The organism is Bradyrhizobium macuxiense, assembly GCF_007993935.1.
GTDB classification, from domain to species: Bacteria; Pseudomonadota; Alphaproteobacteria; order Rhizobiales; family Xanthobacteraceae; genus Bradyrhizobium; species Bradyrhizobium macuxiense_A.
On the sequence record NZ_VITY01000013.1, the window covers coordinates 90,140 to 104,371 of the forward strand.

Genomic DNA, 14,232 nt, shown 5'->3' on the forward strand with positions numbered 1-14,232 from the left:
AACGTTTCGCGCCGCAGCCGGTTACTTCTGATCACATTGACAATGACTGACCAGTCAGTCATAATGTAGGCCATGACAAAGCGCACGGAAAAGACGACCCACACCAAGCCTGCCAAACGCCCGGCCACGATCCGGGCTGCCGCGGCGAGGATTCCGAAGGTGGCCTCGGCGAAGCTGGCCGAGGCGAGGCCACCGGCGAACCGGGCCGAGAAATCGGCGGAGCGGCGCGCTGCGATCGTCGAGGCGGCGATGGACGAGTTCATCGCCCGCGGCTTTGCCGCGACGCGGCTCGACGACGTCGCCAAGCGGGCGGGCGTCGCCAAGGGCACGCTGTATCTGTACTTCAAGGACAAGGAATCGATGTTCGAGGAGCTGATCCGCACCGCGCTGGTGCCGCTGATCAGCCGCATGACGGCGCTGCCCACCATCACCGGTCCGGTGCGTGACGCGGTGGAGGGGTTTGCCGAGACCTTCATCCGCGAGGTCGTGTCCACCCGGCGCGGCGACATCATCCGTCTGATCGTCTCCGAAGGGCCGCGCTTTCCGGCGATCGCCGATTTCTATTTCCGCGAGGTGGTGTCGAAGGGCCTGACCGGCATGAAGGCGCTGGTCCAGCTCGCGATCACGCGCGGCGAGATCAAGCATCGGGAGCTCGGCGAATTCCCGCAGCTGGTGGTGGCGCCCGCGATCGTCGCGGTGATCTGGCAAAGCCTGTTCGCCCGCCACGCGCCGCTCGACGGGCTCGCGATGTTCAAAATTCATCTCGATCTGATCTTCGGCGAACGGAGGCAGACATGACCGCGTCGCACATGATGAAGCTGATCGCCGCCGTCGCGCTGGCGGCGGTGCTGGCCGGTTGCCAGGAGAAGCGCGATCCGGGCTTCCAGGGTTGGGTCGAGGCCGACATGATCTTCGTCAGCCCGGACGAATCCGGTCGGGTGATCAAGCTCAATGTGCGCGAGGGCGACGAGGTCAAGCCCGGCGATCTGCTCTATACAGTCGACGACGACCTGCAGCGCGCCGATCTCAACCAGAACAACGCGACGCTGGCCAATGCGCAGCAGAGCTACGACCGCGCGGCCTCGCTGCGCGGCACCGGCGCCGGCACGCAAGCCAATCTCGATTCCGCCGTCTCGGCGCTGCGCGTCGCGGAGGCGCGCGTCAACACCTCGCAGACGCGGCTCGACCGCCGCAAGGGCTTTGCACCGATCGCCGGCTCCATCCAGCAGATCTATTTCCGCGAGGGCGAGATGGTGCAGGCGCAGCGGCCGGTGCTGTCGATCATGCCGCCCGGCAACATGAAGCTGCGCTTCTTCGTGCCGGAGACCGAGCTGCCGAAGCTCGCGCTCGGCGATGAGGTGCGGGTGACCTGCGACAATTGCGCCGCCGATCTCACCGCCAAGATCTACTTCATCGCCACGTCAGCGGAGTACACGCCGCCCGTCATCTACAGCCTCGATGAGCGCAACAAGCTGGTCTATCTGATCCAGGCGCGGCCGAGCCGGCCCGATGTCCTGCGCGTCGGTCAGCCGATCAGCATCTACCTCAATCCCAAGACCAATTCAAAGACGCCGGTGGCGGAGCGCAGATGAACGGCGGCCCCACCAGCACGCAGTCCAACGCATCGTCCGTTGCGATCGATGTGAAGGGCCTGACCAAATCGTTTGGCGGACGCGAGGTGGTCCACGACCTGTCGATGCAGGTCAAGCGCGGCTCGATCTACGGCTTCCTCGGCCCCAACGGCAGCGGCAAGACCACGACCATCCGCATCCTGTGCGGCCTGCTGACACCCGATAGCGGCGAGGGCACCTGCCTCGGCTACGATATCCGGCGCGATGCCGACAAGATCAAGCGCAAGGTCGGCTACATGACGCAGCGCTTCAGCCTCTACCAGGATCTGTCGGTGCGCGAGAACCTCGAATTCGTGGCGCGGCTCTATGGCATGCCGGATGCGCGCGGTGCCGCCGCCGACATGATCGCGCGAATCGGGCTGAAGGGCCGTGAGGAACAGCTCGCCGCCAACCTCTCCGGCGGCTGGAAGCAGCGGCTCGCGCTCGGCGCCTGCACGCTGCCCAATCCGCAGTTGCTGCTGCTGGACGAGCCGACCGCCGGCGTCGATCCCAAGGCGCGGCGCGATTTCTGGAACGAGATCCACGCGCTCGCCGCCGAAGGCCTCACCGTGCTGGTCTCGACCCACTACATGGACGAGGCCGAGCGCTGTCACGAGATCGCCTACATCGCCTACGGCCATCTGCTGGCTCACGGCACGGTGGACGAGGTGATCGCGGCTTCCGCGCTGTCGACCTGGACGGTGACGGGCGAGGATTTCAACGGCCTGATGGCCGAGCTTACGGATAAGCCCGGCGTCGACATGGTGGCGCCGTTCGGCACCAGCCTGCATGTCTCGGGCCGCGACAAGGCGGCGCTCGAGGCTGCGATTGCACCCTATCGCGACAATCAGAAGTGGCGCTGGCAGCCGAGCGAGCCGTCGCTCGAGGATGTTTTCATCGATCTGATGGGGCGCACCAAGGACAATTTCCAAGGATAGTCGTCAGGGATAAGTGCCATGAGTGCGACGGATACGATCCGGAATGGCGAAGAGAGGGAGCCGGCATTCGGCTTCTGGCGCCGCAGCTATGCGATGCTCGTCAAGGAGTTCATCCAGCTTCGCCGCGACCGCGTCTCGTTTGCCATGATCATCATGCTGCCGGTGTTGCAGCTCACGCTGTTCGGCTACGCCATCAACACCACGCCGCGCAATCTGCCGACCGCGGTGCTGACCCAGGAGGACACCGATCTCGGGCGGTCGATCCTGAAGGCGATGGAGAACACCTCCTATTTCCATTTCACCCGCGAGGTCCATACCGTCGCGCAGTTCGACGAGCTCCTGCAATCCGGCAAGGTGCTGTTCGGCGTCGAGATCCCGCGCGGCTTCGAGCGGGCGGTGCGGCGCGGCGACAGGCCGGCGCTGCTGGTCGCGGCCGATGCCACCGACCCGGTGGCGTCCGGCACCGCGCTCGCGACGCTCGGGCCGCTGGTGCAGACCGCGCTGGCGCATGACCTGCACATCGGCGATCCCCCGGATATGCCGTTCGAGATCCGCGCCCATGCCCGCTACAATCCGGCCGCGGAATCGCGCCTCAACATCGTGCCGGGCCTGGTCGGGACCATCCTGACCATGACCATGCTGATCTTCACCGCGCTGTCGGTGACGCGCGAGATCGAGCGCGGCACCATGGAGAGCCTGCTGTCGATGCCGATCAAGCCGATCGAGGTGATGTTCGGCAAGATCATCCCCTATGTGCTGGTCGGCTTCATCCAGGCTGCGCTGATCATCGGCATCGGCGTGTTCGTGTTCGGTGTGCCGGTGCTCGGCAGCTTCGCGCTGCTGGCGCTGCTGACCACGCTGTTCATCACCACCAATCTGTCGATCGGCTACACGTTCTCGACCATCGTGCAGAACCAGCTGCAGGCCATGCAGCTCTCGATGATGTTCTTTCTGCCGAGCATCCTTTTGTCCGGCTTCATGTTTCCGTTCGCGGGCATGCCGGTCTGGGCGCAATATATCGGCGAGGGGCTGCCGCTGACCCATTTCGTGCGCATCGTCCGCGCCATCATGCTGAAGGGCGCGGCGATGCAAAACCTGCAATACGACACCATCGCGCTGGTCGCCTTGATGCTGTTCGCCATGACCGTCGCCGTGACGCGCTTCCGCCGCACGCTCGATTGAGGCTAGTATAAACGCAGCTATTCATCGTCATTCCGGGGCGGTGCGAAGCACCGAACCCGGAATCTCGAGATTCCGGGTTCGCTTCGCGCCTCGGAATGACGGGGGTGGGGAATGACGGCAATTTCGGACAAAGACATGGCAGGAAGCGGCACGACGGTCGCGACGGACTTCCATCACGCCCTGATGCGCGGGGTGATGACCACGGAGCTGCTCCGCATCAAGGTGCTGATCGGCACCACGATCCTGCTCGGCGTCATCAGCCTGCTGGTCTATTTCTTTGCCCCCGAGGCGGTCAGCCGCGTCTGGCACGGCAACCTCAGCCCGGTCTACGTGTTCTACGTCATCGTGCCGCTGATTGTGTTCGAGCTCTGGGTGCACGGGGCGATCAGCCGGCACATGCGCAAGGGGCGCGACCTGCCGGTGATCCGGCGTTACGTCGGCGTGCTGGTGGAGACGTCGCTGCCGACCGTCGTGCTGGCGCTGCATATCGACAGCATGGGCCGCCAGGAGGCGCTCGGCTTCGTGGCGCCGCTGATCTACTTCGTCTTCATCATCCTCTCGACGCTGCGGCTCGACTTCTGGCTCTCGACTTTCACCGGCTTCGTCGCGGCAACCGAGCTGTTCTACATGGCGGTGTTCTTCCACGCGGCCGATGGCGTCGAGGCCGATCCCAGCATCTACTATCACGCCGCGCGCAGCTCGATCATCCTGATCTGCGGCATGCTGGCGGGTGCAGTGGGCATGCAGTTGCGGCGGCAGTTCGCGGCCAGCATTGCGGCCGCTACCGCGCGCGACCGCATCACCAATCTGTTCGGCCAGCACGTCTCGCCGCAAGTGGTCGAACGCCTGATGACCGAGGGCGCCGGCACCGGCAGCGATATCCGCCGCGTCGCGGTGATGTTCGTCGATTTCCGCAGCTTCACCGCGGGGGCGAGCACGCGCTCGCCCCAGGAGGTGGTGGACAGGCTCGACGGCGCGTTCGCGGTGCTGGTCGATATCCTCGATCGCCATGGCGGCATCGTGAACAAGTTTCTGGGTGACGGCTTCCTCGCGCTGTTCGGTGCGCCGTTCGAGGCCGGCGACGCCGCGCACCAGGCGGTTGCCGCCGCCCGCGAGATGCTGGCCGCCAATGAGCGCACCAACGCGACGTCGAGCTGGCCGTTGCGCATCGGCATCGGCATTCATGTCGGCGAGGTCGTCGCCGGCAATATCGGCTCGCCGCGACGCAAGGAGTACACCGTGATCGGCGACACCGTGAACTTTGCCGCGCGGCTCGAGGCGCTCAACAAGGAGCTCGGCACGCAATTCCTGATCTCGGCTGCGGTGCGCGACGCGCTCGGCGACGAGTGCAAGGACGCCGTCTCGCGCGGCGAGATCCCGGTGCGCGGCTACGAGCAACCCGTGGCGGTCTGGCAATTGGGGTAGGCCGCAGCCCTTAGCAATTTGAGGTATTCGGGTAGTGATTGACGCGTCGTCATATACTCATATAGATGACTAGATGAATTCAGCCCTCGACGACCGCCTGCCGCGCTATCAGCGTCTCCGCGACGATCTCGCGGCGCGCATCAATCGCAACGAATGGCGTCCGGGGGACCTGATCCCGTCGGAGGCCGAGCTCGGCGCGCATTACGGCGTCGCGATCGGCACCGTGCGCAAGGCGATCGACCAGCTCGTCAGCGACGGCGTGCTGGAGCGCCAGCAGGGCCGTGGCACTTTCGTGCGCCGCGCGCGGTTCAACTCGTCGCTGTTCCGCTTCTTCCGCTTCCAGTCCGAGACCGGCGAGCGCCGCGTGCCGCAAAGCCGCATCGTGCGGCGCAAGGCGATGCCGGCGACGACGGCCGTCGCGTCGGCACTGCGCATCTCCGTCGGCGAGCCCGTCATCAGCCTGTCGCGCCTGCGGCTGATCGACGACGTGCCGCTGCTCGCCGAGGAGATCTGGCTCGAGCGGTCGCGCTTCGAGGCGATCCTTGCGCTCGACACCGCCGAGTTCGGCGACTTGCTGTATCCGCTCTACGAAGACCGCTGCGGCCAGGTCGTCGTCTCCGCCGACGAAATCCTCACCGTCGAGATCGCAACCGAGATGCAGTCGCGCCTGCTGCGGCTCGAGGCCAACGCGCCGCTGATCGTGATCGAGCGTCTGGCCTTCGATCTGGAGCGGCGGCCGATCGAATGGCGTCGCTCGCGCGGGCCGGCGGATCGCTTCCGCTACCACGCCGAGATCAGATGAGCGCGGCAAGCAAATAAAACAACACAAGACATTTCAGGGAGGAATGATGGCAAACTGGTACAGCGAATGCTCGCCGCTCGAACGGCGCACCTTCTGGGCAAGTTTTGGCGGCTGGGGGCTCGATGCGCTCGACGTCCAGATGTTCAGTCTCGCTATTCCGGCGCTGATCACCGCGTTCGGGATCAGCAAGGCCGATGCCGGTCTGCTCGGCTCGGTCACGCTGTTCTTCGGCGCGTTCGGCGGCTGGCTCGGCGGCGCGCTCGGCGATCGCTTCGGGCGCGTGAAAGCGCTGCAGATCACGGTGGCGACCTTCGCGCTCGCGACCTTCGCCTGTGCGTTTGCGACGAGCTACCCCCAGCTCCTGGTGCTGAAGGCCATTCAAGGTATCGGCTTCGGCGCCGAATGGGCTTGCGGCGCGGTGCTGATGGCCGAGATCATTCGCGCCGAGCATCGCGGCAAGGCGCTGGGCGCCGTGCAGAGCGCCTGGGCGGTCGGCTGGGGCGCGGCGGTGCTGCTCTCGGCCTTGGTGTTTACCTATGCGCCGGCCGAGATCGCCTGGCGCATCCTGTTCGCGGTCGGCCTGATCCCCGCGCTCTTGATCCTCTACATCCGCCGCGGATTGAAGGAGCCGCCGCGGGCCGCATCGCGCGCGGCCGAGCCGCCGTTCTTCGCAACGCTCGCCGGAATCTTCCACCGCGACGTGCTGCGGTCGACCTTGATCGGCGGGCTGTTCGGCATCGGCGCCCATGGCGGCTATGCCGCGCTGACGACATTCCTGCCGACCTTTCTGCGCGAGGTGCGGCATCTCTCGGTGCTCGGCTCCAGCGCCTATCTCGCGGTCATCATCGTCGCTTTCTTCTGCGGCTGCGTGGCCTCGGGGATCATCAGCGACCGGATCGGCCGGCGCGCCAATGTGACGCTGTTCGCCGCGGCCTGTGTCGTGACGGTGCTGGTCTACATCTTCGCGCCGCTCTCCAATTCGCAGATGCTGGTGCTGGGCTTTCCGCTCGGCTTCTTCTCGGCGGGGATTCCCGCCAGCATGGCGGCGCTGTTCAGCGAGCTCTACCCGGCCGGCGTGCGCGGCACCGGTGTCGGCTTCTGCTACAATTTCGGCCGCATCGTCTCCGCGGCGTTTCCCTTCCTGGTCGGCTATCTCAGCGATCACATCGGCCTTGGGGCTGCGATCGGGATCGACGCTGCGTTTGCCTATTCGCTGGTGCTGGTCGCGGTGCTGATGTTGCCGGAAACCCGCGGCAAGGTTTTCGAGCAGGCCACTGCTGCGCGCGCGTGATGATGAGGAATGATCATGACATCGAACGAGCATGGCTTGACGCGGCGCCGGTTTGCCGCGGGGATGGTTGCCGCGCTGTCGGCAGGCGGATTGGCGCGCAAAGTGAGGGCTGAGGTGCCGCAACCGGCGATCGATACCCATGCCCACGTCTTCCATCGCGGGCTGAAGCTCGCGCCGGGTCGGCGCTATGCGCCCGACTACGACGCGCCGCTCGCGCTCTATCTGCAGCAGCTCGACCAGAACGGCATCACCAACGGTGTGTTGGTGCAGCCGAGCTTTCTCGGTACCGACAATTCCTATCTGGTCGAATGCCTGAAGGCGACCAATGGCCGGCTGCGCGGCATCGCCGTGGTCGATCCTGCCGTTGCAGCCGACGAGCTTCGCGCGCTCGATCGCGCCGGCGTCGCCGGCATCCGTCTCAATCTGGTCGGCCAGACGCTGCCCGATCTGACGTCGGCGGAGTGGACGGCGCTGCTGGCGCAGATCAGGGCGCTCGACTGGCAGGTCGAGATCCAGCGCAACGCGACCGACCTTGCGACGCTCGCGCCGACACTGCTCGACCAGGGCGTGAAGGTCGTGCTCGATCACTTCGCCTTGCCCGATCCCAAGCTCGGCATCGACGATCCCGGATTCCAGGCCGTGCTCAAGCTTGGCGCGACACGCAATGTCTGGGTCAAGATCTCGGCGCCATACCGCAATGGTCCCAACGGAGAGGCATTCGCGAAGCAGGCGTATCCGCTGCTGCGCAACGCTTATGGCGTCGATCGGCTGTTATGGGGCAGCGACTGGCCGCACACGCAATTCGAGTCGGTGCAGAGTTACGCCAAGAACCGCAAATTCCTCGACGAGCTCGTCACCGATGCCGACGAGCGAGCTCGTGTGCTCGCATCGCCGCGTGCGCTGTTTCGGTTCTAGCTCACCTGTCTAGCTCGCGCGCGATTGTACTGAGTGCTCTGAATGGCGTCGTTGCAGCCGTGCTACGATGACGCCATCGGTCGCGGATGACCGGAGCACGAGGACACGCAAGATGCAGCGGCGCTATATCACTGTCGACGTTTTCACCGACCGCGCCTTCGGCGGCAACCCGCTCGCCGTGGTGCTCGACGCCCAGGGGCTGTCGACCGCGCAGATGCAGGCGATCGCGACCGAGTTCAACTATTCCGAGACGACCTTCGTTCTGCCGCCGCAGGACAAGGCCAACGACGCCAACGTTCGCATCTTCACGCCGGTCAGGGAGCTGCCGTTCGCCGGGCATCCCAATGTCGGGACCGCCTTCGTGCTGGCGCAGCTCGCGAAGGAACCAAAGCCGCGTCTGGTGTTCGAGGAGAAGGCGGGACTGGTACCGGTCGATATCGCGCGAGAGGGCGACGGGGTCGTTGCGACGGAGCTCACCGCGCCGCAGCCGCTGTCGCGCCTGTCGCAATTCTCTGCGGGCGAAGTCGCGAGCCTGATCTCGCTCACGGCTGATGACGTCAGGACGGATCGTCAGATCCCGCAGGTGGTCGGTGTCGGAACACCATTCCTGGTCTTCGAGGTCGCATCGCGCGACGCGGTCCGGCGGGCAAAGCCGGATGCGGCGGCGTTCGCCCGCTTCTTCCCGCGTGACGGGGCCTTCTCCGCATATTTCTACACGCGCGACGTCCCCGCCGCGGAAGCGCCGTGCGATCTGCAGGCGCGGATGTTCTTTCCGGGATCAAGCGGCCTGATCGAGGACCCGGCGACCGGCAGCGCCACGGTCGCCGCGGCCGCGCTGCTTGCGACGCTCGATCCGCTGCGCGACGGCACCGTGAAGCTGACGATCGGCCAGGGCTTCGACATGGGCCGGCCGAGCCTGCTGCTGACCCGCGTCCACAAGGAGGACGGCGCAGTCGTATCCGCGCATGTCGGCGGCGCCTGTGTGCAGATGATGCAGGGGACGCTGAACCTGCCGGGCGAGGGCGGCTAGACCTGCGGCGCGGCCAGGTTCTCGATCTTCACGCCGTCGCGCTCCTCGATGATCTCGGCGATCCAGCGCCGGTGGCAATGCTCGTGGTCGCGCTCGTAGCAGAGGATGCAGACCGGGCCGGACTTCTTGACCAGCGCCGACAGCTCGTCGAGCTCTTCCTTGGCCTGCACCGTCTTGAGGTGGGCCGAATAGATCTTGTGCAGCAGCGCATATTGCCCGCTGCGCGCCGCCTCGCGCCCGCTCTTCGGCGTGCCGAGGCCGCGGAGGTGGACGTAGCCGATGCCGCGCTCGTCGAGGCCGGCGGCGAGCTGGGTCTTGGAGAAGCCGGGACGGCGCGAGGAGGCGATTGCACGGACGTCGACCAGCAGCTTGACGCCGGCGTGCTGGAGCTCGTCGAGCACAGCCTTGGACGGCGTCTGCTCGTAGCCGATGGTGAACAGCTTCCTCGCTTTCGCCATCGCCGTTCGCTCACTTCACCCGTTCGATCAGCTCCATCGCGCCGGCGGGCGCGCGGATCTTGCCCTCGTGGATCACGTAGGCGAACACGTCGCGCGGCGCCTTCTTCGGCGCTGACTTGCCGACCTTCGGCAGGTCGTCCGGCTCGCCGCCGCCGGCCCAGTCCTGAAACCGCTTGGCCCAGGCGTCGAGCTGCTTCGGTGGATAGCAGGTCTTCAGTTCGTCATTGCCCTTTTGCAGCCGGGCATAGACGAAGTCGCTGGCGACGTCGGCAATCGCCGGATATTTGCCGTGCTCGGCGAACACCACCGGCACCTCGTGCTCGCGAATGAGCGCGACGAATTCGGGCACGCAAAAACTGTCGTGGCGCACCTCGACCACGTGGCGCAGCGCACGGCCGTCGAGCTTGCGCGGCAGCAGTTCGAGGAACTTGCCGAAATCGGCGCCGTCGAACTTCTTGGTCGGCGCGAACTGCCAGAGCACCGGGCCGAGCCGGTCCCTCAGCTCCAGCACGCCCGAATCATAGAACCGCTTCACCGAATCGCCGGCCTCGGCGAGCACGCGGCGGTTGGTCGCGAAGCGCGGCCCCTTCAGCGAGAAGATGAAGCCGTCCGGCACTTCGCTGGCCCATTTGCGAAAGCTCTCCGGCTTCTGCGATCCGTAATAGGTGCCGTTGATCTCGATCGAGGTAAGCTTCGAGGCGGCGTAGGACAGCTCCTTCGCTTGCGTGAGTTTCTCCGGATAGAACACCCCGCGCCACGGCTCGAAGGTCCAACCGCCGATGCCGATATAGATGTTGCCTGCGTCCGTCTTGGTCGTCTTGGTGTCTGTCTTGGTCGCCTTGGTGGGAGCTTTGGCCACGACTGCACTCATCGTGAGGGAGGGGAACAGGCATCGAGAGTAGTCAAAATAATCGTGATTGACCAGTTTGCCAGATTGGCGCGGGGATGCTTATCGTCGTTGTCGCTCTTCGCTACGATGCGCCAAAACGGAGAACAACACATGCGCATGCTGGTTGCGGCCGCCTTCCTGATCACGTCCTCCGCTGCCATATCGTTCGCTGCAATGGCCGACGAGGTCGACGATGCGCACAAGCTCGCGATCACCGGCCGCGACGCCTACTGGAATTGTCTCGCCCGCGAATATCCCCGCGACAGCAACAAGGCGATGTCCGACCAGGAGTTCACCGCGCTGATCGCCAATGTCTGTCCCTCGGAGCGGCAGAACTTCCGGGTGTCGCTGATCGATTTCCTGTCGCTGCAATTTCCCAAGCAGGATGCCGACGCGAATCTGACGACAGCCAACCGCGCGATCGAGCTGGCGCAGAAGGACATCGTGACCGCCTTCACCCGGCGTAGGGCCGCGGCGAAATAGGTTCCCGAATCCTGTTGCGGTCGGCCGATTTTTGATATCAATCCGCGCAGGCGAGGGGATGATCGGCATGCGCTCACAATCGACGGCAGGGTTCTTGGGCGCATTGGTCGCAGCCATCGCGCTGGCGGCCGCGTTCATCTACGGGCCGTCGCCGAGCCAGCTCCGTAACCCGACCCAGCCCGCGGCGCCGCAGGCGGCGCCCGCCGCCGAGGCCGCGCCGGCGGCCCCGGTGCCACGCGGCCCGGTAATCCGGGAAGTCCCGAACAACTAGCGCCCTCCAGACCGCCCCTTGCAAACCGCATGGCGGCTTCCTATCTGGCTCATAACGGCGACGTTGCAGCTTAAGGGCTCCGGCGCTGGGACGACCACGACAATGTCGGTTGCGCCGGATGTACGCGCGCCCCTTGTTCGTGGTCGTTGGCATTTTCGGGGGGATTTTGCCCCGTTTTCCCGCTTTCCGAGACCGCGTTTGGGCCGGCCCGCCTTGGCAGCGGGGGAGGCTGCGGCTATACGCTGGCGCTCATGAACGAAGCCATCAAGCCGAGCCCCGAAACCTCATTGCCGGCAGCAAGTCTGCCGCAGCTTTCGGTGGTGGTCCCGACCTTCAACGAACGCGACAATGTCACGGTGCTGTACCGCCGGCTCGATGCGACCCTGAAGGACGTGTCCTGGGAAGTCATCTTCGTCGATGACAATTCGCCCGACGGAACCTGGGACGTGGTGCGCGCGCTGGCGCGGAAGGATTCCCGCGTGCGCTGCATCCGCCGGGTAGGCCGGCGCGGCCTGTCCGGCGCCTGCATCGAGGGCATCCTGGCATCGAGCGCGCCCTATGCCGCCGTCATGGACGCCGACCTGCAGCATGACGAGACCCAGCTCCCGAAGATGCTGGGGCTGCTGCAGAGCGGCGAGGCCGAGCTCGTGGTCGGCAGCCGCTACATCGAGGGCTACAAGGCCGATGGCTTCAACAAGCAACGCGCCGGCGCCAGCGCCTTCGCCACCGAGATCGCGCGCCGCGCGCTGAAGGTCGAGGTCGCCGATCCCATGAGCGGCTTCTTCATGATCCGCCGCGACCGTTTCGAGCAGCTCGCGCCGCAGCTCTCGACGCAGGGCTTCAAGATCCTGCTCGACGTCGTGGCGACGGCGGAGGGCAAGCTGCGCACGGTCGAAATTCCCTACACGTTCGGTGCCCGCCAGCATGGCGAGAGCAAGCTCGATTCGATGGTTGCGCTCGACTTCCTTGGCCTCGTGCTGGCGAAGCTGACCAACGACCTGATCTCGCTGCGCTTCATCCTGTTCGCCGCGGTCGGCGGGCTCGGCCTGCTGGTGCATCTCAGCGTGCTGTTCGTCGCGCTGGAACTGTTCAAGGCGCCATTCCCGGAGGCCCAGGCCGCCGGCGCGATCGTCGCGATGACCAGCAACTTCATCCTCAACAATTTCCTGACCTACCGCGATCAGCGGCTGAAGGGCTTTGGCATCCTGGGCGGCCTGCTGCTGTTCTATCTGGTCTGCAGTGTCGGCCTGCTGGCCAATGTCGGCGTTGCGTTCTCGGTCTACGACCAGGAGCCGATCTGGTGGCTTGCGGGCGCGGCCGGCGCGCTGATGGGCGTGGTGTGGAACTACGCGATGTCCGGGCTGTTCGTCTGGCGCAAGCGATGACGGTGGCATGAACGCGAACGAGGCGCGGCTGGCCCGGAACACCGCGCTTGCGGTGTGCGCGCTGGTCGGGTTGCGGCTGGCCGCCGCCGCATGGACGCCGCTGACTTTCGACGAAGCCTATTACTGGATGTGGTCGAAGTCGCTCGCCGGCGGCTATTACGACCATCCGCCGATGGTCGCGGTGGTGATCCGGCTCGGCACCATGATCGCGGGCGATACGCCGTTCGGCGTGCGGCTGGTGTCGATCCTGCTCGCCTTGCCGATGAGCTGGGCGATCTACCGGGCGGCCGAGATCCTGTTCGGCGGCCAGCGCGTCGCCGCAAGCGCGACCATCCTGCTCAATGTCACGCTGATGGCCGCCGTCGGCACCTTGATCGTGACGCCGGATGCGCCGCTGCTGGTTGCGTCCAGCTTCCTGCTATACGCGCTCGCGAAGGTGCTGGAGAGCGGCCGCGGCGCCTGGTGGCTTGCTGTCGGCGCCAGCGCCGGCCTGGCGCTGCTGTCGAAATACACCGCGCTGTTCTTCGGTCCCGCAATCCTGATCTGGCTTGCGAGCGTACCGAAGCTGCGGCGCTGGTTTCTCTCGCCATGGCTCTATCTCGGCGGCCTGGTCGCGGCCGGCCTGTTTGCGCCGGTCATCTTCTGGAATGCCGATCACCACTGGGTGTCGTTCATCAAGCAGATGGGGCGGGCCCGGATCGAGGACTTCCGGCCGACCTATATCGCCGAGCTGATCCCGACGCAGTTTGCGTTCGCGACGCCGCTGATCTTCATCCTCGGCGTGATGGGCCTCTACGCGCTCTACCGGCGCCGCGCCGGCGCGATGGCCGCGCGCGTGCTGATCAACAGCATGTTCTGGACCATCGTGGTCTATTTCACCTGGCACGCGCTGCATGCGCGGGTCGAGGCTAACTGGTTCGCGCCGGTCTATCCGGCCTTCGCGGTGGCGGCCGCGGTTGCAGCGATCCAGGTGCAGTGGGCGCCGCGCGAGCAGCGCACGATCGATTTCTGCCGCCGCTGGGCCGCGCCCACCGGCGTCGTGCTGTTCGGGCTGCTGATCGTGCAGGCCAACACCGGCATGCTCTCGGCTTACCGCCGTGACGCGACCGTGCGAAGCGTGGGTGTCGGCTGGCAGGAACTCGCAGGCGAGATCGAGGCGGCGCGTATGCGCACAGGCGCGAGCTGCGTGCTGGCGCCGGACTACGGCACCACCGGCTGGCTAGCCTTCTATCTCCCCAAGGGCACCTGCGTCGCACAACAGGGCCAGCGCATTCGCTGGGTCAACATGCCAGAGCCGAGCCCGGCGCAGCTGTCCGGCAAGCTGTTGTATGTGCATGAGGTCGAGCAGGAGATGCCGGCCGCGCTGCGCGACAATTTCGCCCATGTCGAAACCGTGGGCGAGGCCAGGCGCATGCGCGGGCCGCTGGTGATCGAGACCTACGCGTTCGATCTGCTGGAGGGTGCAAAGGGCGATGTCCTGGACCGTTCGCCGCCGCCGGAACTGCAATAAGATCGTCGCCGTTGAGTGTCGGATCGCCCGAGGCCGGGTCGTC

Annotated in this window: 15 protein-coding genes; 13 read left to right on the top strand and 2 right to left on the bottom strand. The window is 65.8% G+C overall.

The genetic code is table 11. From position 1 onward, the window contains the following. Positions 1-72: 72 nt before the first annotated feature. The 9 genes from FBZ93_RS30055 (at position 73) to FBZ93_RS30095 (ending at position 9,193) form a co-directional block, all read left to right on the top strand. Entirely contained in the window at positions 73-798 is a 726-nt protein-coding gene (locus tag FBZ93_RS30055; protein ID WP_146991046.1) for a TetR/AcrR family transcriptional regulator, read from the top strand. After that, positions 795-1,592 (top strand): HlyD family secretion protein, encoded by a 798-nt coding sequence (locus FBZ93_RS30060; protein WP_146991048.1) that lies wholly within the window; start codon positions 795-797, stop codon positions 1,590-1,592. The genes FBZ93_RS30055 and FBZ93_RS30060 overlap by 4 nt, the downstream gene beginning before the upstream one ends. Next, a complete protein-coding gene (locus FBZ93_RS30065) occupies positions 1,589-2,548 on the top strand; it encodes an ABC transporter ATP-binding protein (RefSeq protein ID WP_146991050.1) in 960 nt (319 codons plus the stop codon). The genes FBZ93_RS30060 and FBZ93_RS30065 overlap by 4 nt, the downstream gene beginning before the upstream one ends. An 18-nt stretch (positions 2,549-2,566) precedes the next feature. Beyond that, complete coding sequence (locus tag FBZ93_RS30070) at positions 2,567-3,730, top strand: ABC transporter permease (RefSeq protein ID WP_146991052.1); 1,164 nt, start codon at positions 2,567-2,569, stop codon at positions 3,728-3,730. Positions 3,731-3,841: 111 nt separating this feature from the next. After that, a complete protein-coding gene (locus tag FBZ93_RS30075; protein ID WP_246667703.1) occupies positions 3,842-5,155 on the top strand; it encodes an adenylate/guanylate cyclase domain-containing protein in 1,314 nt (437 codons plus the stop codon). A gap of 73 nt (positions 5,156-5,228) precedes the next feature. Further along, complete coding sequence (locus FBZ93_RS30080) at positions 5,229-5,957, top strand: GntR family transcriptional regulator (protein WP_146991054.1); 729 nt, start codon at positions 5,229-5,231, stop codon at positions 5,955-5,957. A gap of 46 nt (positions 5,958-6,003) precedes the next feature. Then, positions 6,004-7,248: an MFS transporter gene (locus FBZ93_RS30085; protein ID WP_146991055.1), complete on the top strand. Its 1,245-nt coding sequence runs from the start codon at positions 6,004-6,006 to the stop codon at positions 7,246-7,248. Between the two features lie 15 nt (positions 7,249-7,263). Further along, positions 7,264-8,163, top strand: coding sequence for an amidohydrolase family protein (locus tag FBZ93_RS30090; protein ID WP_146991057.1), 900 nt, complete (start codon positions 7,264-7,266; stop codon positions 8,161-8,163). A 112-nt stretch (positions 8,164-8,275) separates the two neighbouring features. Then, entirely contained in the window at positions 8,276-9,193 is a 918-nt protein-coding gene (locus FBZ93_RS30095) for a PhzF family phenazine biosynthesis protein (protein WP_146991059.1), read from the top strand. Here FBZ93_RS30095 and FBZ93_RS30100 read toward each other — a convergent pair. Continuing rightward, positions 9,190-9,651: a DUF488 domain-containing protein gene (locus FBZ93_RS30100; RefSeq protein ID WP_146991061.1), complete on the bottom strand. Its 462-nt coding sequence runs from the start codon at positions 9,649-9,651 to the stop codon at positions 9,190-9,192. The two genes, FBZ93_RS30095 and FBZ93_RS30100, sit on opposite strands and share 4 nt — an antisense overlap. 10 nt (positions 9,652-9,661) lie before the next feature. Next, entirely contained in the window at positions 9,662-10,510 is an 849-nt protein-coding gene (locus tag FBZ93_RS30105) for a DUF72 domain-containing protein (RefSeq protein ID WP_146991063.1), read from the bottom strand. A gap of 141 nt (positions 10,511-10,651) precedes the next feature. Between FBZ93_RS30105 and FBZ93_RS30110 the strand changes: the two genes are divergently transcribed. From FBZ93_RS30110 to FBZ93_RS30125, 4 genes are all read left to right on the top strand, one after another. Next, on the top strand, positions 10,652-11,023 hold the full coding sequence (locus FBZ93_RS30110) for a hypothetical protein (RefSeq protein WP_146991065.1): 372 nt from the start codon (positions 10,652-10,654) through the stop codon (positions 11,021-11,023). A 67-nt stretch (positions 11,024-11,090) separates the two neighbouring features. Next, a complete protein-coding gene (locus tag FBZ93_RS30115) occupies positions 11,091-11,294 on the top strand; it encodes a hypothetical protein (protein ID WP_146991067.1) in 204 nt (67 codons plus the stop codon). 251 nt (positions 11,295-11,545) lie between these two features. Beyond that, positions 11,546-12,679 carry a glycosyltransferase family 2 protein gene (locus FBZ93_RS30120; protein WP_146991069.1) on the top strand — a complete coding sequence of 378 codons (1,134 nt, stop codon included), beginning with the start codon at positions 11,546-11,548 and terminating at the stop codon, positions 12,677-12,679. Positions 12,680-12,686: 7 nt separating this feature from the next. After that, positions 12,687-14,189, top strand: a complete 1,503-nt coding sequence (locus FBZ93_RS30125) for a glycosyltransferase family 39 protein (RefSeq protein ID WP_146991071.1) — start codon at positions 12,687-12,689, stop codon at positions 14,187-14,189. The last annotated feature ends 43 nt before the right edge of the window (positions 14,190-14,232 follow it).

Excerpts from the sequence above, each read along its gene's own strand:
- FBZ93_RS30055 (WP_146991046.1), top strand. The coding sequence starts at position 73 with ATGACAAAGCGCACGGAAAAGACGACCCACACCAAGCCTGCCAAACGC.
- FBZ93_RS30060 (WP_146991048.1), top strand. The coding sequence starts at position 795 with ATGACCGCGTCGCACATGATGAAGCTGATCGCCGCCGTCGCGCTGGCG.
- FBZ93_RS30065 (WP_146991050.1), top strand. The coding sequence starts at position 1,589 with ATGAACGGCGGCCCCACCAGCACGCAGTCCAACGCATCGTCCGTTGCG.
- FBZ93_RS30070 (WP_146991052.1), top strand. The coding sequence starts at position 2,567 with ATGAGTGCGACGGATACGATCCGGAATGGCGAAGAGAGGGAGCCGGCA.
- FBZ93_RS30075 (WP_246667703.1), top strand. The coding sequence starts at position 3,842 with ATGACGGCAATTTCGGACAAAGACATGGCAGGAAGCGGCACGACGGTC.
- FBZ93_RS30080 (WP_146991054.1), top strand. The coding sequence starts at position 5,229 with ATGAATTCAGCCCTCGACGACCGCCTGCCGCGCTATCAGCGTCTCCGC.
- FBZ93_RS30085 (WP_146991055.1), top strand. The coding sequence starts at position 6,004 with ATGGCAAACTGGTACAGCGAATGCTCGCCGCTCGAACGGCGCACCTTC.
- FBZ93_RS30090 (WP_146991057.1), top strand. The coding sequence starts at position 7,264 with ATGACATCGAACGAGCATGGCTTGACGCGGCGCCGGTTTGCCGCGGGG.
- FBZ93_RS30095 (WP_146991059.1), top strand. The coding sequence starts at position 8,276 with ATGCAGCGGCGCTATATCACTGTCGACGTTTTCACCGACCGCGCCTTC.
- FBZ93_RS30100 (WP_146991061.1), bottom strand. The coding sequence starts at position 9,651 with ATGGCGAAAGCGAGGAAGCTGTTCACCATCGGCTACGAGCAGACGCCG.
- FBZ93_RS30110 (WP_146991065.1), top strand. The coding sequence starts at position 10,652 with ATGCGCATGCTGGTTGCGGCCGCCTTCCTGATCACGTCCTCCGCTGCC.
- FBZ93_RS30115 (WP_146991067.1), top strand. The coding sequence starts at position 11,091 with ATGCGCTCACAATCGACGGCAGGGTTCTTGGGCGCATTGGTCGCAGCC.
- FBZ93_RS30120 (WP_146991069.1), top strand. The coding sequence starts at position 11,546 with ATGAACGAAGCCATCAAGCCGAGCCCCGAAACCTCATTGCCGGCAGCA.
- FBZ93_RS30125 (WP_146991071.1), top strand. The coding sequence starts at position 12,687 with ATGAACGCGAACGAGGCGCGGCTGGCCCGGAACACCGCGCTTGCGGTG.